The sequence below is a fragment of the Paenibacillus montanisoli genome (assembly GCF_003268025.1).
GTDB lineage: Bacteria > Bacillota > Bacilli > Paenibacillales > Paenibacillaceae > Paenibacillus_Z > Paenibacillus_Z montanisoli.
Map to the genome: position 1 here is coordinate 1,714,579 of NZ_QLUW01000001.1, position 25,576 is coordinate 1,740,154.

Here is a 25,576-nt window from a genome sequence, read left to right on the forward strand (position 1 = left end):
TCTGGGAGAGAGGTCGAGGTCAGGTCTGGGTTGACCGAGCATTAACAATATTGGAACATGTCTTTCCTGCTTGTACACGCGAGCGTTTGGCCATACTGCCTATCGGACGACGCGATGAATTGCTCTTCGCCGCACGTACTCTGACCTTTGGGCAGCGTTTACCGAGTCTGGTTGCGTGTCCGGCCTGCGGTGAGCGATTGGAATTTGACTTCGAAGCAGGGGATCTGGGAATTTCAGCTGATGTAGGATGGCTGGAGCTAGAGCAGGCGGAAGAAGAGCGGCTGTTTGTAGAGGAAAAGTATACAGTTGATTTTGGTTTATTGACAAGCGCCGACTTGTGTGCGTGTCGCACGGAAAACAGGCTGGAAGATGTACGTAAAGAACTTGCGCGACGTTGCGTTAGGCGAGCATGGCTGGATGGCCGGGAGATTCAGGCTGAAGAATTGCCGGAACATGTCATCGTCGCGCTGTCCAGGCATGTAGAACAGGGTGATCCGCATGCGCTGATTGAGTTTGATCTGAACTGTCCGGCCTGTGAAGGGTCCTGGCAGAATCAATTTGACATTGTTTCGTTTTTCTGGACAGAAATTGAGTCCCAAGCCCGGCGTCTTTTGCGAGAAGTCCATACGTTGGCTCGGTCCTATGGGTGGACCGAGTCGGATATTCTCGCCTTGAGCACTCCACGCAGGCAATTCTACCTGGAGATGGTGACGGAATGAGCGATTTTTTCACACAAATGGCGAGTAGAACCCTTTTAGTCCGCTCTGCTGAAAGCTCACCAGCATTCACCTTGCCAAAGCAGAAAGAAGGAACCTTGGCCAGTCCGGTTTTGCCGCGTCAGGCGATCGCACCCCTTTTTGCGCTTGCACCCGCGCTGGAAGGAGAACCGAGAGTGGAGGTGCGGGAGCAAGCTTGGAGCAGTAAAGATGAGCGTGAGCCGCGTACCGTTTACTCTCTCGTGGAGAGGTCGCGACTTTTTGGACGGCGCGAGAAGACGCGGAGCGAGTCTGAACGAGAAGAAGTATTGGGTACGATGCAACCGGCGAGCCCTCCACAACAAGAACGTATGATTATTGCTTCTTCTCGACAATCGGCAGAGCAGAAGGAGCGTCTACAACGGTTAGATAGACTATCATTTGTGCCGCAGCAAGCCATTGAAGCGGTCTTCTCGCCGACCACGTATGTGCAGCAGCAAAACGGCTTGCCTACAGAACAAAATCAGAGTGAGCAGCCGCAACAGTTAATCAAAGAAGCAGGCTTTCCGCGGCTTGACTCAGTCTTTGCGCCTACAACGCATATGCAGCAAAATCGCGGCGGACAGTCTGGAGAAGATCCGCGGCAGTCTGCAACACGCGAAGCTTCATCCGCAGCTGTAGCTCCAGTGATCAAGGTTAGCATCGGGCGTATTGAGGTTCGCGCGGTTGTCGCGCCCGCGCCATCACGACAGGTGGCTCAAGCAGCAGCGCCCCGTTCTGCTTTGCAAGAGTACCTGGAAGCAAGGAACCAAGGAAAGCTATGAGCAATTTTCTTGCCGTAGCTACCGTCACCGCGACCCTGAAAAACCTGTTGCAATCCGCAATTGGGAGAGATGAGCATGACGTGCAGGGGGTCACTGTGACTACACAGCGCCCGAATAAAGAGATGCCCAGCCCCTGCGTGAATATTTTTCTCTACCAGGTGACGCCAAATCCTCACTGGCGCAATAACGATCTTCCGACGCGGAATGCTTCCAATGCTCAACTTGTCCAACGCCCGCGGATGGCCTTAGATTTGCACTACCTGCTTACTTTCTATGGCGAAGAGGGTCTATTGGTGCCGCAGCGTTTATTGGGCAGTGTGACGCGCACCATCCATACGTATCCGGTGCTCACGCGCAAAATGATTCAAGATACGATTCAGATGAATCAATATCATTATTTGTCTACTTCCGACCTGGCTCATGAGATTGAACTGGTGAAATTTGTGCCATTGACACTGAACCTGGAGGAGTTATCAAAGCTTTGGTCTGTGTTTTTTCAAGTGGATTACGCACTTTCTATCGCTTATCAAGCCAGCGTTGTCTTTATTGAGAGTGAGGACACCTTTGCTGCTCCCTTGCCGGTACGCCAGCCAATCGTTACCGTCGTGCCGTTCAGCTATCCGAAGATTGCCACGATCACTCCGTCTGCAATTGCCTTTCAGGCGGGTGCGCCGTTTACGATTCGGGGTAGCAGTTTGCAGGCGGAAGATGAGAGCAGCGTCACGCAGGTGGCTCTTGGCAACAAACTACTGACGCCTGATTCCCCGCCACAAGCCGATCGCCTCGTGATCCATTTGCCGGCCAATGCGCGTGCAGGCATCAACGCTGTTCAGGTCAGGCGACAGATCGATGTGGGAGATCGTCATCTGCGTCCTGGATATGAGTCGAACATCGCCACTCTGGTTATTCAACCGGTGCTAGAGAGTCTCACATTCAGTCAGATAAGCAATTCCGTATCCGGCTTGCCGCGGACCCAGCATTTCGATGTTAAGGTTGCACCGGCAGTTGGTGAGCAACAGCGTGCCGAGCTGCTGCTCAACGAGTTAGTCTCGCTGTCAGCTCCCAACACATCGCCACCACCACAGCCGCTAACCTTTACGATCCCCGCACTGCCGCGGGATGCAGATAGCAATTCTTTGACCTTTGAGACGACGGGTATTCCCACAGGAACATACCTGGTGCGAGTGAGGGTTGACGGCGCGGAGAGTAATCTCCAAATTGATACCCTGCAGGGAAGTCCGACGTTTAATATGCCCTATAAGCCAACCGTGGGGGTTTTATGAGCAGAGTAATCATAGAGAATTGGCATGATGCCAACCAGGAGTATCTTTCCATCGCGCTAGCGAACGTGCGTAATAGGCTTGAGCATTACGCGCGCGAGACACAGGGCGAACACACGATGCACTCGATCGAATTACATACCGGAACACGCCCGAAGTTCATTCAGCGCTTGATAAGTCCATTCCTCCGTAATCGCGTTGAAACAATTGAGGATACAATTCATGATGCACCAATTAAGCGGAAGAACCTACTTGAGAAAGATAAAGCGCTGCCGGACATGACACCACCTGCGGCTCTGGATGTCCTCTGCAGAGCGCTGAACCTGTCGCAGTTTGAACGCAATATCCTCCTGTTATGCGCTGGCATGGAAATGGACGCCAGTTTTTCAAGGCTCTGTTCAGCTATCCAGGGAGGCCCTAACCGTTCATACCCAACCTTTAGTCTGGCCCTTGCACTCTTGCCCGACGGCCATTGGAGCGCGCTCACTCCGGAGGCTCCGCTACGCCGCTGGAGGATAATCGAGATTGGCGCGGGCCATGAACTTGTATTCAGCCCGCTGCGCATCGATGAGTGGACACTTCATTACCTGGCTGGAGCATCATACATGGACGAGCACCTGGTTGGATTGATCGAGCCTTTGCGAGAGGGGGCCAGGCTTGTACCCTCGCAAGAAGCTTTAGCAGAACAGGTTGCAGCTACCTGGACACAGACCAATGGGGAGGCTGTCGTCCAATTATGCGGAGGTGACAGCGTTGTAAGGCGCAATATTGCAGCTACAGCCTGTTCGCTCAGAGGGATCAACCTTTTTGTCTTAGCCGCGGATCTCATCCCCACACTGCCGGCCGATCTCGATACTCTACTCTCTCTCTGGGAGCGGGAGGCGTTGCTGACAAACTCCGCTCTGCTGCTGGACTGCGACAGGCTGGAAGAGACGGATACCGCGCGAGCAAATGCCCTAATACGTCTGATCGAGCGGATGAACGGCGTCCTGGTTGTTTCCAGCCGTGAGCAGCGGCGTATTCAGCATCGTCAGATGCTGGTGCTGGAGGTTCAGAAACCAAGCGCGGACGAACAGAAGACTGTCTGGAAGAGTGTGATAGGGAATGAAATACCTGATGCCAGCGCTAGAGCGGATGCGCTGGTTTCTCAGTTCAATCTCAATACAGGGACCATCTATTCGGTCGGAGCCCAGGGATTTGACCAGCCAGAGGCTCTATGGGATGCCTGCCGCGTTCAAACGCGTCCGCGCATGAGTGATCTCGCGCACCGCATCGATTCTGCCGCGTCTTGGAGTGATCTTGTCATACCCGAGCCGCAGATGCAAATGCTGCGCGAGATCGCAGCCCAGGTACGCCAGCGCGTTACTGTTTACGATACCTGGGGGCTTGGCGCACGCTCTAGCCGAGGCCTGGGAATCAGTGCCCTCTTTGCCGGTCCAAGCGGTACCGGCAAGACCCTGGCGGCGGAGGTGCTGGCGAACGAACTGAGATTGGACCTCTATCGCGTCGATCTTAGTTCGGTGGTTAGCAAATACATCGGCGAGACCGAAAAGAACCTGCGGCGTGTCTTCGACGCCGCCGAGGATGGCGGATCTATTGTGGTTTTTGAAGAGGCTGACGCACTCTTTGGCAAACGCAGCGAGGTTACAGATAGTCATGATCGCTACGCCAATCTCGAGGTCAGCTATTTGCTGCAGCGCATGGAGTCCTATCGCGGTCTGGCTATCCTCACGACCAACATGAAAAACGCTCTCGATCAGGCTTTCTTACGTCGCATCCGTTTTGTAGTGCAGTTCCCTTTCCCGGATGCCCAGCACAGAGCTGAGATTTGGCGACGTATCTACCCGCCGGTGACGCCCACCGAGGAATTAGATTTGGGGCAACTGGCGCGCCTGCAAATCGCAGGCGGTAATATTCGTAATATCGCCCTTAACGCCGCCTTTCTTGCCGCGGACGAAGGGAAGCCAGTAGGGATGACGCATCTGCTGCGAGCAGCCCAGAGCGAGTATGCCAAGCTGGAAAAGGCGCTCACCGAGATCAAGATTGGAGGTTTCTTAGATGCAACCGGGCATTGAACTGCATATCGAGGAACTGATTCTGCGCGAATTCCCTGCAAGCGATCGTGTGCGCATCGGCGCTGCGGTCGAGCGCGAACTGGTACGCCTGTACACTGAGCAGGGCGTACCGCCCAAACTGCTGCGTGGAGGTGATCTGGTGGATATCGCAACCGGCGCTTTCCATATGAATCAGGGAGCCAGGCCGGAAGCAATAGGCACACAAATCGCACATGCGGTGTATAGAGGATTGAGTCTGGGAGCACAAACCGTTTCCGAACGTCCGGCTGCTCCAAATGCGGGTATCGGTGGCGCTGTCCAGAACGAGAAGGGGTTGGGTAACGGTACAGGAGAGCAAGCCCGATGAGTGGCCAAACACGCGTGTATTCGAAAGCTCCGCAGGCAAAATCGTCTCAATTAGAGTCAAAAAAAGGGCTGCTCCAGCGTAGCGCCAAACGGTCAGAGAAGCCGTCGGCAATCCCGCCGATTGTGCATGAGGTGTTGAAATCGCCAGGCCAGCCCCTGGACACATCCACGCGCGCTTTCATGGAGCCGCGTTTTGGCCATGATTTCAGCCGCGTGCGCGTACATACGGATTCGCGCGCGGCTGAGTCGGCTCGGGAAGTGAACGCGCACGCTTATACAATGGGTCAAGATCTAGTTTTCGATACCGGTATGTATGCCCCGCTAACGGCGCGCGGACAATCTCTGCTGGCGCACGAACTGACTCACGTGGTACAAACCAATCGTCATCCAGGCTCTATCGGTGAGAGCATCGCCTCGGAGAATCATCCCTCAGAACAGGAGGCAGAGCTAGCGGCGCGTGGTATCAGCTATGGTGCGTCGGCAACCCCTGGTGGTATTATGCAACGCCGTATCACGCTGCTTGAGACAGGGGCTCAAATAAACCTGGCTGAAAAGAATGCTTCCATAGAATTTATCACCAGCTTTCTGGATGCGGCACGCAATGTCATCCCTCCTGAAAGCTTTAAGCAGCTACAAAATGAACTGAGTGAGCCTAAAAATCAGGCTATATTTATCACGGGCGAGTTGGCCGGGATTGTCGCAGGGGCTGCGAAGGACATCAGGGGCTCATTAAAGGGCCTGATCGAGTTCGTGGTTAAGAGCAGTCCTATATATCAGGTAGGAAGTGAATCGTCTTTGCTGTACCGCCTGGGATTTAGGGACTACTACCAAGAAAAACTACAGAACTATATGAAGATAAAGGCTTTCATGAGCGCACTGTATGAATTTGTCATGGTGGTGGTCAAAGACCCCAGTGTCTTGGAGACAATCGCGCACGAGCTTGGCCAAGAACTAGGGAATAAAACCGGCAAATGGTTTACAAAGGATTTTATGCCTGCTTCATCTTTTTCTAAAGGAGAAATTGTTGGCGAAGTCATCGGCACAATTCTTATAGAGATTGCTCTTCTCTTTGTCGGTCCCGAGGAGCTTGCTATTCGCGGTGGGGCCATGGCGGCAAAGGCAGCCGAAGGAACACGTCTTGGCCGGGTTATTCTAGAAGCAATGGAAAAAGTCCCACTACTCAAAAAGTTCCTTGAATCGCGCAAGTTGGCTGGAGTTGAACGCGAGGCGTTAAGTTTAGGCGGGAAAGGTGCCGTAACCGTCGAGAAGGAGGCGGCACACCTCGTTCCTACCCTAGAAAAAGAGGCTACGCATGCCGGTCCTGTAATCGAGAAGGAAGCCTCACATGCCGCTCCTGCAATCGAGGAGAAAACCGCACATGCCACCCAAACAGTTGAACAAAAGGCAACTGTTGCAGAACAACATGTCTCTTCCGCTGAGCAGTATGCAAAACATCCGTCAGCAGAGTCTCACGAACCTCCTCTGAAAGCAGATCCTGACATTGACGCAAACGTTGAGCACGCATTCACTGAATATACGGGGAAAGGCAAGAAACCGATCAGTCGTCCAAAACCAGCTCAGCCGGTAACAAAAGGTCAAGGTGATGCAGCCCGCGATAAATTCGACAAGATCAGGGATCGTTATGCACAAAAGCTGGGAGTAGGTAAAGGAGGTCAAGTTCACCATGCTATCGAACTCCAAACTCTCGATAAATATCCTGGTGTATTCACCGAAGCTGAGTTAAATAATTTCAAAAACATGCGAGGTATCCCACATGAACTTGATAACAAGACCCAGTTACACAACTCGAAGATTCGTGAGGTTTGGGACCGACATTATAGGGAACTTGATAAATTGATAGCTCAGAAAGGACTGAAACCAGGGACTAAAGAGTATAAAAAATTTGTCAGAAAGTATCTGGAGGACGGACGCAAGGAAATAGATCAATTGTATAGCCAATTTTTCTCCGAACAAAGAAGCAAGTTTAAATGGGTAAAAAGTAAAAAGTCATTGTAGCTTTGTACAAAGGAGCAGCCCTATGACCACATTTTCTGGTTCACCGCGCATACTCAAAGGCGGCATCGTGCTGCTTGATCCTGCCAGCGGCGCGGTTCAGCGTATCATAGCATTGCAATATAACCCAGATACCTTGACGCGTACACTTCATATCCAGGGAATCTCGGCGGAGGCGGGTGACCGTATGGAGGCAATGAGACTCAAGGGGCCGCCTACAGAAGTTTTTAAGCTGGAAGCTGAGATCGATGCGACCGATCAGTTGGAAGTCGTGGACCAGACAACCGTCGAGGTCGGGCTCTATCCGCAGTTGGCTGCGCTGGAGACGATTGTCTACCCGACCAGCAGCACGTTGCAAGCTAACAATGCGTTGGCGGCAGGAGGCACTCTGGAAATTATGCCTGCAGAGGCGTCGCTGACCCTGTTTATCTGGAGCAAAAATCGCATTGTGCCGGTGATTCTGACGGAGTTCAGTATTACCGAGGAGGCGTTTGATCCCTCGCTCAATCCTATTAGGGCTAAGGTTAATCTTTCGATGCGCGTACTCAGCATCAACGATGTGGGCTTCAATGAGCGGGCAAGCAGTCTATACCTGGCCTATCAGCAGCAGAAAGAGCGACTCGCCAGCAGGCATGCAGGCGGCACCCTGAGCGCGCTAGGCATCGGCGCGAACGCCTTTACGGTGTAGCTTTTGAGATGAGTTGGAGAGAAGGAGCATTATTATGATTAATCCGATGTTACTTATCAAACCGGGACACTTTCCGCCGACCAGCCGTTATTACGGCATCGAGACGGCCACGTACCAGGCGGATGGTACAAAGATTACGTATCTGCGCAGGCGTATTGTACCTCAGCCAGATCAGTTTGATCTGCTCACCGAGCATGTAGTTAAAGACGGAGAGCGGTTAGATGTGATCACCGCACAGTATATGAACGATCCGGAGCAGTTCTGGCGCATCTGTGATGCCAATAATGTTCTTGATCCCAATGAATTGACTGAGAGTGCCGGCAGGGTGCTGCGCATTACCTTGCCTCAGGGTATTCCGGGGGCGAGAAATGCTTAAGGGCTTTTATCTCACGTTAATGATCGGAATGGGCGTCCCCCAAGCGGCGCCGAAGGCCGTTGTTGACTCGCTCCTCAGCGCGGAAGTCACCGTCAGCTCCGGGCAGCGCAGCGGGTTCCAGCTAACCTTTGGGCTGAGCAAGCTTTCATTGCTTAACACGACACTCTTGCCCAATGGCTATTTTGATCCTCCGACGCGAGTAATACTGACCGTCACGGTAAACGGTACACCTCATGTTGTGATGGACGGTGTGATTACCCGGCAAACTATTACGCCAAGCAGCGATCCGGGGAAATCTACCTTGATTGTCATCGGAGAAGACCTGACCAGGATGATGGACTTGGCCGATCTTAGCGGGTTGCCCTATCCCGCCATGTCCAACGAAGCGCGCATTGCAATGATCTTGGCCAAATACGCCGTCTATGGCATTGTCCCGCTGATCATTCCAAGTGTTCTCTTCAATGTTCCTATTCCAACCAAGCAAATTCCGCAGCATCAGGGCACTGATCTCGAATATATCAATCGGCTGGCCAGTGAAGTCGGATACGTCTTTTACGTCGAACCGGGTTCACAACCGGGGACGAATATCGCCTATTGGGGACCGGAGATCAAGTTTGGCGCGGTCCAACCGGCACTGAGCATCAATATGGATGCGCAGACGAATGTTGATTCGCTGAGTTTTACCTTTGACGGCTTTTCCAGTACGCTCTATGAATTGTTAATACAGATTCCAGAGACAAAACAAACAATTCCAATACCTATTCCTGATGTAACACCGCTCAATCCACCGCTAGGTCAGAAAATTCCCCTGCCCCTGCGGGTGCAACGGATACCGCAGACAGCCAAATACACGCCACTGCAGGCGGCCGCGGTCGGGTTGGCGGAGGTTGCGAAGTCAACCGATGTCATCACTGGTTCAGGCTCTTTGGACGTTCTGCGATATGGACAGATATTGAAAGCGCGTCAACTGGTCGGTGTTCGAGGAACAGGTCCGACCTACGATGGCCTCTATTATGTCACCAGTGTGACGCACAGCATCAAGCAGGGTGAGTACAAACAAAATTTTTCGCTGAGCAGAAATGCTCTTATTTCACTACAATCGAGGATACCAGTATGAGTAAGGATGTAACTCCCCGGTTTTACGGCAAATATCGTGGCACGGTGATCAACAATGTAGACCCCGAGCAACGCGGGCGGCTGATGGTACAGGTCACTGGAGTCACAAACGTCATGCCTTCGACATGGGCAATGCCGTGCCTGCCGTTAGCCGGTACACAGATGGGAATCCACGTTGTGCCACCTATTGGCTCGGGCGTCTGGGTGGAATATGAACAGGGGGACATTGACTACCCCATCTGGTCAGGCTGCTGGTGGGGTACAGTGGCCGAGGTACCACCAATGGCTCTGGCGGGTATACCGAATATGCCCAATATCTTGCTCCAGACAAGCGGCCAGAATTTCATGGTGATCAGCGACGTGCCAGGAGGACCGGGCATTACGCTCAAGGTCAATTCAGGAGCCATGGTTATCATTAATGACGAGGGAATTGTCCTTTCAAACGGCAAGGGGGCCACCATTTCGATGATTGGCCCATCAGTCTCCATTAATGGGACCGCACTGACTATTACTTAAAAGTGAGAGGAACCCGAATAGACAGAAGAGCCGGAGGTAAGGTGTATGCCAGCATTTCTTTTTCACGTAGGCGCCAGTGCCCTTTGTTCACATGGCGGCCAGGTATCGACTCTATCGAGCAATCAAAAGGTTCTGGTAAATGGTATGGCGGTCGTTGTGCAGAGCGATACCTCGCAGGTTGCGGGCTGCGCGTTCACCGTACCGCCTGGCAGGCCTCAGCCATGTATGACGGTGCGCTGGCTAGCTCCGGCCGTAAGGGTTTTTATTAACGGCCAGCCAGCGATTCTTCAAAGTAGTTCGGGAATTTGCCAGAGTGCTGAGCAGATTCCGCAGGGGCCGCCAACGCTTATTACAACCCAAACGAGAGTGAGCGGTACATGACAAAATTCGATTATCCATTGTATTTTGATGGCCGCGGAAGAACCGCGCAAACCAGCGACGAAGATCATCTCCGCGACCTGATTGAGCAGGTGCTTTTTACTTCACCGGGCGAGCGCGTGAATCGCCCGACGTTTGGCTGCGGGGTGCTGCAAATGATCTTTGCACCCAACAGTACCGAACTGGCCGCGACCACGCAATTTTTGGTTCAAGGTGCCTTACAGCAGTGGCTCGGTGACCTTATTGAGGTTCAGGCAGTGCAGGTTGACGCAACGGACTCCACAATTAAGATTACGGTGCAGTACCTAGTGAGGCGGACGCAGCGGCAGCAGGTGGCGGAGTTCACACAGAGAGGTGGATTATGATTTATTTTTGCAATAATCAGCGCCGGCGCGGTGTGATTAGCAATCATCCTGAATTTAACGGTATCGACTTTTTGGAAGTTGTGGATGATCCGGGTATGTCTATTGCGCAGCGTCAGCGCACGTTAACTGTCCATTTTATCAACTCGCTCACCGTTTCATTGAGCGAACGGAATTTTCTGATCACCGGGGGCGAGCGGATCAAGCACATTACAGTGACCGATGTAAAGCCAGGAGTGGATAACACGGTGCTGGAGATCAGAGTCTCCGAACCGGGGGATTTCTCCACCTACACGCTTTTTCTGGTTCACGATGCCGGCCGACTCCAGCCACCATCTGGCTTTGACGCGCTACTATCATCCGTTGATTTTTCTTTTAAAATTGAATGCGCCAACGACTTTGACTGCCAGCAGTCAATAACTTGCCCACCGAAAATTCAGCAAGAACCAATCATCGATTACCTGGCTAAAGACTACGCCAGTTTTCGCCGAACGATTATGGATCGCTTGGCGCTGCTGATGCCGCAATGGCAGGAGAGCCATCCCGCAGACATGGGCATCGCGCTGGTAGAATTGCTCTGTTACGTCGGTGATTATTTGAGCTACCAGCAAGATGCCATTGCCAACGAGGCATATCCAGGCACCGCGCGGCGGCGGATTTCCATGCGCCGTCACGCGCGCTTGGTCGATTATCCCATGCACGATGGCTGTAACGCACGAGTCTGGGTGCAGATCCAGGTGAGCAATAACCTCATCCTGCCGATCCAAACCCAACTCCTCACCCGGATTAGCAGCCAGGAGAAACAGCCGCTACTTCTAATGGCTTCGAGTGAATATAAGCAGGCGCTGTCTCAGGGTGCCGAGGTTTTCGAAACTATGGAAGAAGCGCGGGTCTTCACAGCCCACAATATGCTTTCTTTCTATACCTGGGGCGATCGGGAATGCTGCTTACCGGCGGGTTCTACACGCGCGACGTTGCTTGGCAAGCTCCCAAATTTACAGGTAGGGGATTTGTTGATTTTTCAGGAAAAGCTCGGACCAAACACAGGGATTGCGGGTGATGCGAATCCGGCACATCGCTGCGTTGTGCGTTTGACTGGCGTGATGACCAATAATGATCCTCTTGGCGGCTTGTTTCTCACTCCTCCGAGCAGCGACCCGATCGATATCACCGAGATTACCTGGGCCGAGGCTGACGCGCTACCATTTGCGCTCTGTCTTTCAGCTCGAACCGACGCGGAGCATGGGAACAAATACGTTACGGATGTCAGCGTTGCACTGGGTAATGTCATCCTGGCCGATCATGGTCGTACAGTTACCCAGTCATTAGGCTATGTCCCACCGGCGCAAATTGCGCGTGCGCAACCAACCGATTTAACCTGTCAGTCAGAAGAGCTCGTGCTGGCGCCGCCGCTTTTTCGCCCACAGCTGCAGCAGGGGGCTCTGACCCAAAGGGGCCGGGTTAAACGTATTACTAGCACCGGTGGAAGTGTGCTTTCGGCCGGGCGACGGCACCATCAGGTCTTATATTTCGACCCGCAGGCGCCCGCCAGCGCGGCGATGCAATGGGATCTAGGGCTGGCTGTGCCCGCGATATCAGTCACTGATAGCTCAGGCGCGCGATGGAATGTTCAACGTGATCTCCTGGCAAGTGATGGTTTCGACAAGCATTTTTTGGCTGAGGTTGAGGACAATGGCCTGGCTACTCTCCGTTTTGGCGATGGAATCTATGGAATGCAGCCGAGGCCGGATACCGACCAAAGCAAGCCGGGTTGGTTGGCTACCTATCGCATCGGCAACGGGACGGCAGGCAACGTGGGAGCTTGTACCCTCACGCATATTGTCTCCAACGATCCTTCGATCATTGCTGTGACGAATCCTTTGCCCGCACAGGGTGGGATAGACCCTGAAAGTATGGAGCATGTACGTTTGAGTGCGCCGGTCGCTTTCAATTCCCAGGAACGGGCCGTGATCTTAGCCGACTATGCTGCGGCAGCTCAGCGGTATCCCGGAGTACAGCGAGCGGTCGCGACCTATCGTTGGACGGGAAGCTGGCGAACTGTTTTTCTGAGCATTGATCGACTGGCTGGATTGGAGGTCGATGACAGTTTCAAATCGGAAATGCTGCAGTTCCTGGAACGCTTTCGCATGGAAGGACAGGACATTGAAATTAACGCACCGCGATACGTTCCGCTGGAAATTGCAATGAAAGTTTGCGTCAAAGATGGGTACTTCTGGAGCGACGTCAAGCAGGCTCTGATCGCGGTTTTTAGCAATCGGCTGCTTCCCGATGGCCGGCGTGGCCTTTTTCACGCGGACAATTTTACGTTCGGACAGGATGTCTATCTCAGCCCTCTCTTCGCGGCGGCGCAGGCCGTACCTGGCGTATCTTTTGTCGAGATCACCTCCTTTCAGCGTTTGGGGCAGCCTGCCACAGATGCGAGCGGAGCCGAGGTGCTCAAAATTGGTGCCTTGGAAGTGGCGCGACTGGATAATGATCGAAATTTCCCTGAACACGGTATCTTTCATATAGAAGAGCGTTAAATATGAATCGGCACTCAAAGGAGGTTAGGAATCTATGGTTTTAAGTCATCTCAATGACTGCAGCTGTGGTCGCTGTGAGGGGCAACACGTGGAAACGCCGGTCGCGATCGATAATCCGCCTGGTATGGCGGAGATTGCCTATCGCGTCGGCACGCATAGCACCTTTAAGCAGAGCATGCTGGCACGACTATCTAACTCGCAGCGGCCTGAGCTGGCGTCTCTGACTACGCGCAGCGATGACGATTTTGCCATAGCTCTGCTGGATGCCTGGGCCATAGTCGCCGACATTCTGACTTTCTACCAGGAGCGCATCGCCAACGAATCCTATTTGCGCACTGCTACCGAGCGGCTTTCATTGCTTGAACTGGCGCGCAGGATCGGGTACGAGCTTCGTCCCGGTGTGGCCGCCAGCGTCTACCTGGCCTTTACAATCGAGAATGCGCCAGGTGCGCCCCATGTTACAACTATTCCAGTGGGAACACAGATACAGAGTGTTCCTGGTCCGGGCGAGCAGGCTCAGACGTTTGAGACCGTCGCGCAAATCCAGGCACGGGCCGCCTGGAACGCCATGACGCCTCGTCTGACTACGCGCCACCCTTTTATGCCGGATGGGAAGCTGCGCTCAACTTTCTACTTTGCCGGCACAGCGACCAATCTCAAAAACGGAGATGTTTTGATCATCGTCCCAGATGATGATCCGGAAGACAAGCATGCTCCCGTGTTTTGCCAGATCACCTATGTTTCTGTCCAGCACGATCTCAAACGAACGCAGGTCGATATCCAAATAGTGGAGGGCTCATCCCCCGCCATCGGTTCCTTGAACCCGCACCTGGGATCGATTCTCATCCCTGCGTTACAGGTACGAGCTTCGGCCACCAGCAATTATTTTGGCCAGGCACATACAGCGCAAGGGATCAGCGCGGTCGAGCTCAACACAATCGCCTTGGTCGAAGGATTCTCGATGCCGGCCATCTTCGCCAACTTTAAGGCGAGCCAAGCCTCTCCCCCCGGCGTACTTACCTTTCGCACGCGGGCAGCGATCTTTGGGCATAACGCGCCGAGATTTGAGACTCTCTCTGCAAGCCTTACAGATGAGGAAGGTCCCTATCATGGCCGTAAAAATAGCTGGGTTGATAAAGTCAACCTTAATAAGTATCCAATTCCTGAAGTGGGTGGTACCCACGGTAGTACCGATGTCTATCTCGATACAACATACCCATCGATTGCACCCAACAGCTATGTTGTATTGCGTAATGGGATTAATTGGGGACTTCACCAAGTTCAAGAAACGAGTGACATGTCCGTAGCAGATTTCACCCTGACCGGTAAAGTGACTAAACTGACGCTGGATAATAACGACAATTTTAGCTCGTTTGGCATTCGTACAACGACAGTATACGCGCAGAGCGAGCAGTTGACGCTGGCAAGGTTACCCATTCTTAACCCCGTCAGCGGCCCTGTTCTTGATATCGAGGGCCTGATTGAGGGGCTTTCCATCGGACAGGGACTGATGATCTGCGGTGAGTTGGATCAGAACCGGGGGAATCATGCATGTGAATACGTCATCATTCAGAATGTCGAGTATCATCCCGAAGACGAGGGTTTTACCCGCGTCACCTTGGCGAGCAGCGGTCTTCAAAATGCGTATGTGCGCAACAGTGTTGTTATCAACGGTAATATCGCGCCTGCCACACATGGACAGTCACGCGAGGAGCCATTGGGCAGCGGTGATGGCAGTAAGATATATCAGAAGTTTGCTTTGCGCCAGTCGCCACTGACGTATGTCAGCGTAGCGGGTCCGAGCGGCGCACAGTCCACACTCCAAGTATACGTCAATGATATGCTCTGGCATGAAGTACCCGCGCTCTATGGACATGGATCAAAAGAGCACATCTATATCACACGCCGCAACAACAGCGGAATAACCACGATTGAGGGCGGAGATGGCATTACCGGAGCGAGGTTAACCAGCGGGCAACAGAATGTACGCACGGTTTACCGCACCGGCATCGGCCTGGCGGGCATGGTAAGGCCAGGCCAGTTGAGTTTGCTTCTAACGCAGCCGGCGGGCGTAAAGGGAGTAACCAATCCCATGGCTGCCAGCGGGGCAGCTGATCCAGAAACGCCGGACGATGCCCGGCAAAACGCACCACTGCCGGTACTGACACTGGGCCGGGTAGTCTCCCTCCGCGATTACGAGGATTTCGCGCGTGCCTTTGCCGGGGTGAGTAAGGCGCTGGCCACTTGGACCTGGGACGGCCAGCGGCGTGGGGTCTTTCTGACCATCGCAGGCGCTCAGGGAACAGAGATAAGCACCAGAGACGCGATCTTTTCCAATCTGCTGACAGCCATTCGACATGCTGGCGATCCCTTTGTTCCGCTACGCGTACAATCTTATCAGAGACGGTTTTTCACTCTCAGTGCGGTGGTGACAATCAACCCTGATTATCTCCCGGATGATGTGAAGCTAGCCATCGAGTCAAAGCTGCGCGATCAGTTCTCCTTTGCAGCGCGCGCCTTCGGTCAACCGGTATTTTTGAGCGAAGTGGTCGCGCCTATACAGAATGTACCGGGAGTTGTGGCAGTGAAGATAAAAGCGCTCTATCGCAGCTATCCCATCAGCCTGGATACTGGAGGATTACATCAGATTTTGCACGCCTCCATGCCGCAACCTGGCGCGGGTTTTAAGGTCTCTGCCGCAGAACTGCTTACGTTGGACCCCGGACCGCTTGATCTCATTATGACGGTCAAATTATAGAGGAGTGTATGTAGCCCGATGAGTTTTACTGTAGATCGATTGTATCAATTGCTCCCGGCTATCTATCGGATTCGCGATATCGAGCAGGGCGATGGAATAAAAGGAGGACCCCTTAGGGAACTACTGGGAGTAATCGCTGAAGAAGTGAGCGTGATAGAAGGGAACCTCACGCAACTCTACGATGATCAGTTTATCGAAACCTGCGCTGAGTGGGTCGTACCGTATTTGGGAGATTTGCTCGGCGTACGAAGCTTGCAGGCGACTATTACGGCTACTATTAGCCAGCGGGCATTTGTCGCAAATACACTGGCCTACCGACGGCGCAAGGGCACCGCTCTCATGCTTGAGCAACTGGCGCGCGATATCACCGGTTGGGATGCCCGTGTCGTCGAGTTTTTCCATGTCCTGGCAATGACGCAATCCATGCATCACCTGCGACCAACGAACATTGCCACGCCCAATCTACGTCAGTGGGAACCTTTGGAGTGGCTGAACACGCCATTTGATCGCATTCCCCGTACCGTAGATGTCCGACGGATTGCCAGTCGCCGAGGGCGCCATAACATTCCCAATATCGGTATTTTTCTATGGCGACTACGTGCATATCCGCTGACTTCTTCGCCCGCGGCTGTATTTCAGGCAGACGCGCTGCGCTATACCTTTAGCCCCCTGGGTAACAACACGCAGCTCTTTACTCATCCGATGAATGAAGGCGATTTTACCGAGCTAGCGGGGCCGCTTGATGTACCCATGCCGATCGGCAGGCGTGTGTTAGATAGATATCTGAACGAGTCCTACTATGGCAAGGATCGCAGTCTTTTTCTTCAGATCGATGGGTACGACTTGCCGGCTGTGGGCCAACATCCTTCGGACGCCCTCAACATCTGTAATCTCAGCGACCTGGTGGATGCTCTGGGCAATATCATTGGCTGGGCACATATGCCCTCGGCCGGCGAGAAAATCGCATTGGATCCTGTATTGGGGCGTTTAGCCTTTCCGCCCGACCGCGCGCCAGCTAGCGTGCGCGTCACCTACTATTCAGGATTTAGCATGGATCTGGGCGGCGGCGAATACGATCGCACTTCAACGTTCGATCCCGAATTGCAAACAATGGCATTACAATTGGTTCCGCAACCGAATGCCACCATCCAAGATGCACTTACCGCGCTCAATGGGAGCGGAATGGTGCAAATTCTGGATAGCGGGCGCTACCAGGAGACACCAACCATTAAGGTGGCGGCCAACCAGCGAATCGAACTGCGTGCTGCTAATGGGGCACGTCCGCTCCTACTATTAAATAATACACTGCGAATCAGCGGCGATGAAAATACGGAAGTGATACTCAACGGCTTGTTGATCAGCGGTGGGACGTTGCATGTAAGCGGCAAATTGCAGAGAGTCACCTTACGTCACTGTACGCTCGTGCCGGGGTTGATGCTCGATAATCTGGGGGAGCCCCAACAGCCCGGAGCGGCTAGCCTGATTGTCCAAGCTGATCCGGAGTATCCTATTACGATCCTGATCGACCATTGTATTACCGGGCCGATGCGTATGCCGGCGGATGGGGTTAAACTGACCGTGAAAGACAGCATCATCAACGCTCCTCCATTGCGAGAATTGCGGGACATGACACTTGACAAAGCAAGCATGCAGCATGGTGTCGCGCTGGCCTCCGACGCTGCAGGATCGGTGCCTGGACCTGCGAGTACACTGGAACGTGTCACCGTTTTCGGTAAGGTTTCAGTGCAGGAAATGGTCCTTGCCTCTAACTGCTTATTTACGGAGCAGGTTACCTGCGAGCGACGTCAAGCAGGCTGCGTGCGCTTTAGCTATGTGCCGGCCGGATCGCAAACTCCTCGTCGTTATCGTTGTCAGCCCGACCTGGCTGTCCAACAGGCGGTAGCCGATGCTTTAAGGGCGGATCCGTTTCTTAGCCAGGCCGAGCAGAATCATATTGCCGATTCGGTGCGCGCGAGGCTCAAACCAAGCTTTACGCAAGAGATATACGGACAGCCTGCTTTCGCACAGATGGACTGGCATACTCCAGCGGAAATTCTAACCGGGGCGGATGATGGGGCTGAGATGGGGGCTTTCCACGATGTCTTTCAAACACAGCGAGAAGTGAATCTGGTCTCGCATCTCGATGAATTTCTCAAGTTTGGCATGGAAGCAGGTCTTACATACATTACCTAGCATTTCTGGTGCCTCTTCGAGAATCAATCAGGAAACTCAATACATAAAGGATGATCTATCATGAAAGGCGATTTTAGTCGACAGACATTTGATCGGCGTAAGCACTATAGCGGCATACTGATGCAGCAGGGACGCGTCCAGCTTGATGCAGATTGGAACGAGCAGCAAGCCATAGCCCAGTATCACGAAGTAACTGAAAACATTGACGTTATTGGTGCCGGTGGTGCACCTTTAGAAGAGGCAGGCTTTGCTATTTCCGCCCATGATGACAAACTGCTAATTGGTGGCGGTCGCTATTATGTAGACGGCCTTCTGTGTGAGAACGAAGCCACGATCGATTATATGCAACAGCCGGATTTACCCAACCCGCCTGATCCGGCAACACTCTTAATTAACCAGGGTAACCAATTGGGACTAGTCTACTTGGACTCATGGCAACGCCACATTACCGTCTTGGACGATCCCTCTATTCGTGAGCAGGCGCTAGGTGCAGATGGACCGGATACGACAACACGGCTTAAGACAGTCTGGCAAGTCAAAGTCATGCAGGTGACACCCGATCTCAGTTCACTTATTGCCGCGTTGAAGAGTGTAGAGTCAGATTTAAACAATCTTGTGAAGCAGAATGCGACTTTCAGTAAGTCTAACAAGACGATCATTGGTATCGCAGGCGACATAGTTGATTTTCTGAAAGGGAAGAATACGGATCAATTGGATAAAGTGATTGATATTTTTTCTCAAACCATCAATACATTAATCAGATTTTTGCGATCGATGAAACCAGTGCAGTCGAAACAAGTTATACAGAGCTTAAGGGATGACACAGAGAAGCAGATTCTATTGCTAGTGGGTAGCTTTTTGGCATTTGAGGCCAATCTGTGCAAACAGGACTTTCCCGAATGGAGGGATCTGATTACCGAGCCTGAGAGGGTACTTAATGCGCGTACTCAACCTTCCGGTTCTAGCAGTGACCCCTGTCAGCTGCCGCCAACGGCCGGCTTCCAACGGCTGGAGAACCAGCTCTACCGTGTTGAAATTTTGCAAGGGGGAGATCCGGCCCAGGACAATGTCACCTTTGTTTGGTCACGCGATAATGGCTCGGTCGTCACCTCTATCGTGGACCCGATCCCCGCGGGCGCAACCGAGGTAACCGTTGCAAGCTTGGGACCGGATACAGAACTTGGTTTTGCTAAGACGCAACTTGTAGAAATTACCGATGATACTTTGGAACTATCAGGTAAGCCGGGGCAACTGGTATCGATCACGGATATCAACCCTGCGACCCTACAAATTACTCTTGATAAAGCGCTTGCCGTCGACTACACATTGCATCCCAAAATGAGGCGATGGGATGGAACGGGGTATGTCACTTTAGACGATTGGATCGTGTTGGAAGATGGTATCCAGATCCAATTCGCTGCCGGGAATTATAGGACGGGCGATTACTGGCTAATTCCCGCGCGTACCGCCAGCGGGCAAATCGAATGGCCAAGTGATTCAGACGGTACACCGCTTGCGCAACCTCCCATGGGCATTAAACACCATTATTCACGTCTGGCACTGGTTTGGCATAATAACGATCGCCAGCCGCCTAATGAGGATACAGGTTCTCCCGATGGTCTGAAAAGAGAACTTAGCAGAGTGCCAGAATCCCTGCCCGCGAAATTGCCTACCTCACCAATGGGCCTGTCCTCCAAGCTGTTCTCACAGATTGACACGTCCATTGTCGAAAAGGAGTTAACGGGGTTGTATGGTATGCTTTGCTCAGCCAAGGAACTCCAAACAAGAATCTTTCATGTGCAGGATTGCCGTTCTATGTTTCCGTCCTTGACGGCTCGACTTCCAGCTCTCCATGTAATTCGGACAAGCTGGTCTAATGATTATGCAATGAGAAGAGAAGATTTCTATAACTATGGCTTGTTCATTTTTTTGGACGGAAAGCCTGATCGAAACTCGCTGCTAAATGGAATCACAGTAATCGTCACCGTGCAAAACGACTCAATGACTCTGACACTACCTGGCCAAATTGATGTCATCGATAATGTGATTCACTGGCGATTCCATTTCGAACAGGAAAAAAAAGACAATGATTTCTTTAGAGCCTTTGATGTAGATCCAGTGCGAGTTACCCTCAAAGGACATGCTATCTGTCGAACCGATGAGCGGTCACTTAATATGGAGCATTTGAATTGTCAACCAGGACGTCGATCTTACCTGGACGGTCAGACGCTCGGTCTGCCCGGTGCTCGATCCAACTTGCCCATAGATGCGAAGATTCTCAGAATGTTAGGCTTTCCGCCGCCGCCATCGGGGCCATCGTTTCGTATGCCGATCGATTTGCATTTTCCTTCAGGGGCAGGTGTGCGCGCTAGCGATTTCGAGAGCTGGTTCTATATTTATTCAAATACGGAAGGAACTTAGTTGGGGAATTTCTCGAGAAACATGGAATTGAACAGGAAAGAATATACGAGATTTGAAAATTGGATATCTAACATTAAGGAGGAGTGGTAGATGGATATAAAGTTAGAAATCGAGGACGGATCACCTTGGTATTTGAGCCCTGATATTTGGACTGTATCGGGCGAAGACCCGCTGGGTCCGCCGGGTCAGCCAATCGAAGGCCAACCTTGCTACATATGGGCACGTGTTCACAACAAAGGTAAAGACGCCGTTTGGAACGCCAATGTGCGCTTTTACTGGGCGAATCCGGCCGTTGGGTTTGATCGCAATACGGCTAATTTTATTGGTACTGCTAATGTATCCCTTTATGCTGGCGAGACGCGGGATGTATTGTGCTTGAGCAAATGGAACCCGACTTTCGTCAATAATGGACATGAATGCGTGATGGCGGAAGCTTACCACCGCTACCTTGATCCACTGCCATCCGCTCCACACTTCAACGTTCCAACCGACCGCCATGTTGCGCAACGTAACCTGACAGTACTCAAGTTGGCTAGGAAAAAAGAACATTTTACAATGAGCTTTGAAATACATAATACCTCACGATTGGCACAATCATATCGCATCTCCTCTCGAGTTGGTCGCCTTGAGGAGATTAAGCCGTTGCTGCCATATCTTGATCCCGACATTCCGCATTATGGCGAAGGTAAGATTGCACATGTTGGATTTGTAGCTAAACCCTGTCCAGACGAGGATGAGAGTAAAAAAGCAGAACCTGTCGTCAAACTCGAGATTGGCCCGGGTGCGAAGGTTGGCTTATCAGTTGTGGGGATGCTCGAGGGTGATATAGCGCTCCTCCATGTTGCTCAAAATACTGAAGAGAAAGAAGTCGGTGGTCTGAGCGTCCTAGTCTTTCGGAATAAAGAGTAAGAGAAGGAAGAGGGTAAAGAGTGAACGCTATGACACAATTTGAAATCCCCAATCGGCCATTTGCTTCAGAACCGATCACTGGCTTAATGACGCCAGATGGCATTTTTGAGGTCGCTCTTGGAAAGCAAATTATTAACGCTCATATTATGAATAACGGCTCAGAGGTCGATCAGGTGCTAGTTTATATTGAGAGCGTCTCAGACCCAGGCATTGTTGTAACACCGAAAACCTATAGTATTGTCCACGCTGCCACTAGAGTATCCCATCTTTTTAGCTGGGAAGCTGATTTTAGCGCAGCAGCGCCCGGAAAACATATGGTGAGCTTTATTGTGGTAACGGCTGAAGGGCACGAACGGATAATCAAACCGATATTTGTAACGAAAATGAATTTCAATCCAGCCACCCATTCGTTTTCAATAACCACGTCAGAGGCAGTACTCGATGTTGCTTTTATAGAAATGATCGGTTCAGGTGAATGTTCAAATAATAAAATAGATAATTCTTGTTGCAGTGACCGATACGATACGAGGTCGACCATCCTTGATGTTCTTAACGTTGTTGGCAAACTTCAATCCAGCGATCGTGAGTCTTGCAATCTGCTGAGTTATCTCAGCGAAGGTATAAGTGTTACAAATAATCCAAACTTTACGCTGTGTGCATCACAATTGCTAGTTGGGAAACTCAAAGCTCAAATTCAGCCGACGCAACCATATGAGGGTCAGTATGGAGACTTGCCGTTTCAAGATCCATGGTGGAAGGTTATCCTCGCCGTTGTAACGTTTGTTCTGCTTGTAGCCGCTGCAATTGCAGAAGCCGTCGATGGTTCGGGCGACGTTACTGCAGGGGGAGGTGGTACGCACGATCTGCCCAATAGCAGCGGCGGCACGTACTGTACGCCTACAGCCACTGGCGGCGGTGCTAGCAAAGTAGCGGCCGGCTTGCTGGCAGGTGCAGCTACGGTTGCAGCTATTGCTGGTACGAGCGACGTCCGTGATACCTTCCGCAAAGGTCAGGACCAAACTGCACCCGCCAGTGAGGGAGAACTAACGATAGCTGAAGATCTGGAATTGAGTTTCATTTATCCTGAAGAAATTGTGCCTGGCAAGGCATTCAAGGTCAGTGTCGACTGGCAGTATCAACGCATCACCACGGAAGGAACATACACCCATAAGGATTCGGAGACTAATACTAACATTCATATCCTGTCCAAGTACGACATTATTGCACCGAATGAGGCTAGTCTCCAAGAACCGTTTATCGTTAAATCTCAATTTTATGATGCCGACAACAATCTCTTTGTTGGCAATCAGCTCTTTGTGCAGTGCTTCCTCATCGGGCCGTCTGGCGAGTGGCGCAGCATCGTCTTGCAAGACAATGGTGTTGGCGAAGATAGAGAAGCCAACGACGGTACCTACACCGGCGTCAAATACTTTTCTGCTGACGATCGCATGGGCAGTTGGAAGTACTTTGTGATCGCGCAAGATATTAATCACGCCACTCCGGACATGCAGCCGGAGGAAGCTGCACAGATAGTTGGCGGTATGCTCTTGACCAATCAGTTGAGTATCACCTTTGGAGGCGGGAACTGTCCAATTGTATTTGACGGTGAGGTTAACCTTATTGGCTAAATTAACCTTCAGCTCCACTTTTAAATTGGTTTTTGGATTAAGCGTAAGTAATCCCTATCCTCGCTAGGTGGGGATTATTTTACGTTCTTCCCGGTATGCGAAGTATAGATTCCAAGGAAAACCGAACCCTGACCTCATCGCTGTCAGTGATAAACGTCCTTTCCGTACGCGCGACGCTACACAGAGCCGGATCATTATCGATCAAATGAGCAGCCGATTTGCCGGACGTACCGGGACGCTGCATTTTCAGCAAGCAAAGGATGAAACGCTGCAGACCCCGAATTCTCCCCCTAGCTTCTTTGCGGATCAGACCCTCTGCCGCGCAAGTGTGCTTCCCGTTTTTTTTATCAAAAAAAATCCAATAAACGGTACAATGAAAAAACATTTTTACAATAGAGAACGAAATTCGGATGCAATTGGCAACGGCTCTTTTTGATGTGATTGATAATAATTTGATGTGAAACTATTTTATATTGTGCAACTGTCCGCAATTCCTGCAAAGTCAAACCTAATGTTTACGCGGCTTCTTCATATGCCTGCATACTGTGCACAATATGTCTAACTCCGGTCTACATCAATTTTCACTGAGCTACTTGCTTCCGCAAAGAAAAATTGGTGCCCAAGACATCCCTTCTGATGTGAAAAAACTGGTTTAAAATTTGTTTATCATCAATTCAAATCAAATGAGTTTAAATGTCAGGTTTAGACTGCGTAAATACTGGTTTTAAACGGAATAAAAAACGGAATAAAAAGCACCCTTGCAGGGTGCTTTTTGATTTTTTCGGGCCATGCTTGCTTCTTAGCGTCGCAGGAGCTATTATTTTTAAGTTGCGGCAAGCGGGTTTGCATGTAAGAAAGCTGAGTGAAATGCAGTGGAGCTACATATAATACGATCGCGATTCGTATTGTTGGAATCGGTGATGGGGCGTGCCTGTTTGTCGGAGCGCGGTGAAGGGAGATCGGTTTGCGGCCCCCGAGTAATCCTCGGCAGGTTAGCGAAAACTAAAAAAGCGCCACAAAGTACTCCTTATAAAGTAAGGCATATTCTGTTTCGTTGACATGTCAGATAATATAACATCGACAATGGGGACGTCAATTGAAAATTTTATGGCGGGCGTTATTTCGTCTGCTCTGCAAAGGGGAAGGATGTTTTCAGTGTCTACAGAAGTAGAAAAGCCGAAGCTTATACCAACTAAGATTTGGAAATGCAAAAACGCGGATTGTAAGGCGTGGGTGAGAGAGGAATTCGCGGAGGCGGAACAGACCTGTCCGATTTGCAAAGGCCCCATGCACCGCAGCATGAGGCATTTGCCGGCCGTTCAGAACAAAATCAAATCGCAGCCGCGCAAAAAGAAGGGTGAATTTGACTTTTAGCCGCCATTTCTGGCGGCCTTTTTTTATTGGCCTTTAGATCGGAGCAGCTTGGCGAAAGGCGAGCAGCTGCTAATAAAGGGTCCGCCACAAATAGAACGTCGCGTACGCTTTCCAATCGCCCCAGCCGGACGACAGCTGCTTAATCTCGGCAATGGTAGGCTTGTCTTCGCGCTTAAGAACGTGCTTGAGGGCATTGTGCAGCCCGACATCTTCGATCGGGAACGCGCCTGGCATGCGCAGACAGCGCATCAGCACATAGTTGGCCGTCCAGGGTCCGATACCGCGGATCCGGGTTAACGTTTTCTCGATGGCCGTCCAATCGTTCAGAGCGAGCAGCTGCGCTTTGGAGAGCCTGCCTTCCGCAATCTCGGCTGCGGTCCCGATCATGTATTCCGCTTTGCGCCCCGTAAATTGCAAAGCAGTCAGATCGGCAGGCTCAAGCTCCGCGATGGTCTCCGGCGACGGGAACGAGTAGTAGCGTCGGCCATCCCAATCCAAAGCAGACCCGTAGCGTTCCACGAATCGACGCTTCAGCGTGTAGGCGAAGGCCAAATTGATTTGCTGGCCCATAATGCCCCAGCTCATCGCTTCGAAGAGGTCCTCGATGCCTACGATCCGCAGCCCATAGAACTGCTTCGCGACATCGCGCAACAGTCCGTCCTGTTCCGCCAAGCCGTAGAACGGCGTTAAATCCCTGCCGCAATCGAACCATTCCCACACGTACCTATGCGCTGCCGCTTGCAGTTCTTCGGAAGGCGCATCATGGAGCGCTGGAAAAGCAATCCTCAGCGCATCGCGTTCAGGTGTAATCCAGATAAGCTGCGGTCCTTCAGGCGTAGGTATGAGACGTTTGACCGTATTTCCTTCGACATGAAACAGGCATTCATTGCTCGAGCGTTTTAAATAATCGATGATGGCGGCACTGCTGAATGCTGCCGGCGGATGTAATGTAATGGCGTGCATCGTTAACGCGAACGCCTCCTTTTTCGATTGTTGTACCTTACTAGTTGTACCATATTTGCGGGAAGGCTGCTTTTCTAATCTTGCTCTCTCATGCTGCCGAGCTTACATCCTTCATGGAA

20 protein-coding genes are annotated in these 25,576 nt (G+C 51.8%); 19 read left to right on the forward strand and 1 reads right to left on the reverse strand.

Features of this window, described 5'->3' with window-relative positions; all coding sequences use genetic code 11:
* Positions 1–50 precede the first annotated feature (50 nt).
* The 19 genes from DL346_RS07675 to DL346_RS07765 all read left to right on the forward strand — a co-directional run bounded on the left by DL346_RS07675 (position 51) and on the right by DL346_RS07765 (position 24,494).
* The gene (locus DL346_RS07675) at positions 51–719 is read left to right on the forward strand and encodes a T4 family baseplate hub assembly chaperone (RefSeq protein WP_133257491.1); all 669 of its coding nucleotides are present in this window, start codon (positions 51–53) and stop codon (positions 717–719) included.
* Positions 716–1,519, forward strand: coding sequence for a hypothetical protein (locus DL346_RS07680; RefSeq protein ID WP_112881422.1), 804 nt, complete (start codon positions 716–718; stop codon positions 1,517–1,519). Before DL346_RS07675 ends, DL346_RS07680 begins: the two co-directional genes overlap by 4 nt.
* Positions 1,516–2,802 (forward strand): Pvc16 family protein, encoded by a 1,287-nt coding sequence (locus DL346_RS07685; protein ID WP_112881423.1) that lies wholly within the window; start codon positions 1,516–1,518, stop codon positions 2,800–2,802. The genes DL346_RS07680 and DL346_RS07685 overlap by 4 nt, the downstream gene beginning before the upstream one ends.
* Positions 2,799–4,874: an ATP-binding protein gene (locus tag DL346_RS07690; RefSeq protein WP_206098483.1), complete on the forward strand. Its 2,076-nt coding sequence runs from the start codon at positions 2,799–2,801 to the stop codon at positions 4,872–4,874. The genes DL346_RS07685 and DL346_RS07690 overlap by 4 nt, the downstream gene beginning before the upstream one ends.
* The gene (locus tag DL346_RS07695) at positions 4,858–5,220 is read left to right on the forward strand and encodes a hypothetical protein (protein WP_112881424.1); all 363 of its coding nucleotides are present in this window, start codon (positions 4,858–4,860) and stop codon (positions 5,218–5,220) included. The genes DL346_RS07690 and DL346_RS07695 overlap by 17 nt, the downstream gene beginning before the upstream one ends.
* On the forward strand, positions 5,217–7,235 hold the full coding sequence (locus DL346_RS07700) for an eCIS core domain-containing protein (RefSeq protein WP_112881425.1): 2,019 nt from the start codon (positions 5,217–5,219) through the stop codon (positions 7,233–7,235). The genes DL346_RS07695 and DL346_RS07700 overlap by 4 nt, the downstream gene beginning before the upstream one ends.
* Positions 7,236–7,257: 22 nt before the next feature.
* A complete protein-coding gene (locus tag DL346_RS07705) occupies positions 7,258–7,920 on the forward strand; it encodes a hypothetical protein (protein ID WP_112881426.1) in 663 nt (220 codons plus the stop codon).
* 34 nt (positions 7,921–7,954) lie between these two features.
* The gene (locus tag DL346_RS07710) at positions 7,955–8,296 is read left to right on the forward strand and encodes a LysM peptidoglycan-binding domain-containing protein (protein WP_112881427.1); all 342 of its coding nucleotides are present in this window, start codon (positions 7,955–7,957) and stop codon (positions 8,294–8,296) included.
* Positions 8,289–9,413, forward strand: a complete 1,125-nt coding sequence (locus tag DL346_RS07715) for a hypothetical protein (RefSeq protein ID WP_112881428.1) — start codon at positions 8,289–8,291, stop codon at positions 9,411–9,413. The genes DL346_RS07710 and DL346_RS07715 overlap by 8 nt, the downstream gene beginning before the upstream one ends.
* A complete protein-coding gene (locus DL346_RS07720) occupies positions 9,410–9,928 on the forward strand; it encodes a phage baseplate assembly protein V (RefSeq protein ID WP_112881429.1) in 519 nt (172 codons plus the stop codon). Before DL346_RS07715 ends, DL346_RS07720 begins: the two co-directional genes overlap by 4 nt.
* Positions 9,929–10,305: 377 nt before the next feature.
* Complete coding sequence (locus tag DL346_RS07730; protein WP_112881431.1) at positions 10,306–10,671, forward strand: GPW/gp25 family protein; 366 nt, start codon at positions 10,306–10,308, stop codon at positions 10,669–10,671.
* Entirely contained in the window at positions 10,668–13,211 is a 2,544-nt protein-coding gene (locus tag DL346_RS07735; protein ID WP_112881432.1) for a putative baseplate assembly protein, read from the forward strand. The genes DL346_RS07730 and DL346_RS07735 overlap by 4 nt, the downstream gene beginning before the upstream one ends.
* Before the next feature lie 34 nt (positions 13,212–13,245).
* Entirely contained in the window at positions 13,246–15,969 is a 2,724-nt protein-coding gene (locus DL346_RS07740; RefSeq protein ID WP_112881433.1) for a putative baseplate assembly protein, read from the forward strand.
* 18 nt (positions 15,970–15,987) lie between these two features.
* Positions 15,988–18,162 (forward strand): phage tail protein, encoded by a 2,175-nt coding sequence (locus DL346_RS07745; protein ID WP_112881434.1) that lies wholly within the window; start codon positions 15,988–15,990, stop codon positions 18,160–18,162.
* A 60-nt stretch (positions 18,163–18,222) separates the two neighbouring features.
* Positions 18,223–20,583, forward strand: coding sequence for a DUF6519 domain-containing protein (locus tag DL346_RS07750; protein ID WP_112881435.1), 2,361 nt, complete (start codon positions 18,223–18,225; stop codon positions 20,581–20,583).
* 90 nt (positions 20,584–20,673) lie between these two features.
* Positions 20,674–21,492, forward strand: coding sequence for a hypothetical protein (locus DL346_RS07755; protein ID WP_112881436.1), 819 nt, complete (start codon positions 20,674–20,676; stop codon positions 21,490–21,492).
* Between the two features lie 29 nt (positions 21,493–21,521).
* Positions 21,522–23,120 (forward strand): hypothetical protein, encoded by a 1,599-nt coding sequence (locus DL346_RS07760; RefSeq protein WP_133257492.1) that lies wholly within the window; start codon positions 21,522–21,524, stop codon positions 23,118–23,120.
* 205 nt (positions 23,121–23,325) lie between these two features.
* Positions 23,326–23,556, forward strand: a complete 231-nt coding sequence (locus tag DL346_RS28775) for a hypothetical protein (RefSeq protein ID WP_133257493.1) — start codon at positions 23,326–23,328, stop codon at positions 23,554–23,556.
* A 710-nt stretch (positions 23,557–24,266) separates the two neighbouring features.
* Complete coding sequence (locus DL346_RS07765; RefSeq protein WP_112881438.1) at positions 24,267–24,494, forward strand: cold-inducible protein YdjO-related protein; 228 nt, start codon at positions 24,267–24,269, stop codon at positions 24,492–24,494.
* A gap of 69 nt (positions 24,495–24,563) precedes the next feature.
* Here DL346_RS07765 and DL346_RS07770 read toward each other — a convergent pair whose 3' ends face one another.
* The gene (locus tag DL346_RS07770; protein WP_112881439.1) at positions 24,564–25,457 is read right to left on the reverse strand and encodes a DNA-3-methyladenine glycosylase family protein; all 894 of its coding nucleotides are present in this window, start codon (positions 25,455–25,457) and stop codon (positions 24,564–24,566) included.
* Between the last annotated feature and the right edge of the window lie 119 nt (positions 25,458–25,576).

Bases quoted from the DNA above. Each gene is read 5' to 3' on its own strand.
- DL346_RS07680 (WP_112881422.1), top strand. From the start codon at position 716: ATGAGCGATTTTTTCACACAAATGGCGAGTAGAACCCTTTTAGTCCGC.
- DL346_RS07685 (WP_112881423.1), top strand. From the start codon at position 1,516: ATGAGCAATTTTCTTGCCGTAGCTACCGTCACCGCGACCCTGAAAAAC.
- DL346_RS07690 (WP_206098483.1), top strand. From the start codon at position 2,799: ATGAGCAGAGTAATCATAGAGAATTGGCATGATGCCAACCAGGAGTAT.
- DL346_RS07695 (WP_112881424.1), top strand. From the start codon at position 4,858: ATGCAACCGGGCATTGAACTGCATATCGAGGAACTGATTCTGCGCGAA.
- DL346_RS07700 (WP_112881425.1), top strand. From the start codon at position 5,217: ATGAGTGGCCAAACACGCGTGTATTCGAAAGCTCCGCAGGCAAAATCG.
- DL346_RS07705 (WP_112881426.1), top strand. From the start codon at position 7,258: ATGACCACATTTTCTGGTTCACCGCGCATACTCAAAGGCGGCATCGTG.
- DL346_RS07710 (WP_112881427.1), top strand. From the start codon at position 7,955: ATGATTAATCCGATGTTACTTATCAAACCGGGACACTTTCCGCCGACC.
- DL346_RS07715 (WP_112881428.1), top strand. From the start codon at position 8,289: ATGCTTAAGGGCTTTTATCTCACGTTAATGATCGGAATGGGCGTCCCC.
- DL346_RS07720 (WP_112881429.1), top strand. From the start codon at position 9,410: ATGAGTAAGGATGTAACTCCCCGGTTTTACGGCAAATATCGTGGCACG.
- DL346_RS07730 (WP_112881431.1), top strand. From the start codon at position 10,306: ATGACAAAATTCGATTATCCATTGTATTTTGATGGCCGCGGAAGAACC.
- DL346_RS07735 (WP_112881432.1), top strand. From the start codon at position 10,668: ATGATTTATTTTTGCAATAATCAGCGCCGGCGCGGTGTGATTAGCAAT.
- DL346_RS07740 (WP_112881433.1), top strand. From the start codon at position 13,246: ATGGTTTTAAGTCATCTCAATGACTGCAGCTGTGGTCGCTGTGAGGGG.
- DL346_RS07745 (WP_112881434.1), top strand. From the start codon at position 15,988: ATGAGTTTTACTGTAGATCGATTGTATCAATTGCTCCCGGCTATCTAT.
- DL346_RS07750 (WP_112881435.1), top strand. From the start codon at position 18,223: ATGAAAGGCGATTTTAGTCGACAGACATTTGATCGGCGTAAGCACTAT.
- DL346_RS07755 (WP_112881436.1), top strand. From the start codon at position 20,674: ATGGATATAAAGTTAGAAATCGAGGACGGATCACCTTGGTATTTGAGC.
- DL346_RS07760 (WP_133257492.1), top strand. From the start codon at position 21,522: ATGACACAATTTGAAATCCCCAATCGGCCATTTGCTTCAGAACCGATC.
- DL346_RS28775 (WP_133257493.1), top strand. From the start codon at position 23,326: ATGAGCAGCCGATTTGCCGGACGTACCGGGACGCTGCATTTTCAGCAA.
- DL346_RS07765 (WP_112881438.1), top strand. From the start codon at position 24,267: ATGTTTTCAGTGTCTACAGAAGTAGAAAAGCCGAAGCTTATACCAACT.
- DL346_RS07770 (WP_112881439.1), bottom strand. From the start codon at position 25,457: ATGCACGCCATTACATTACATCCGCCGGCAGCATTCAGCAGTGCCGCC.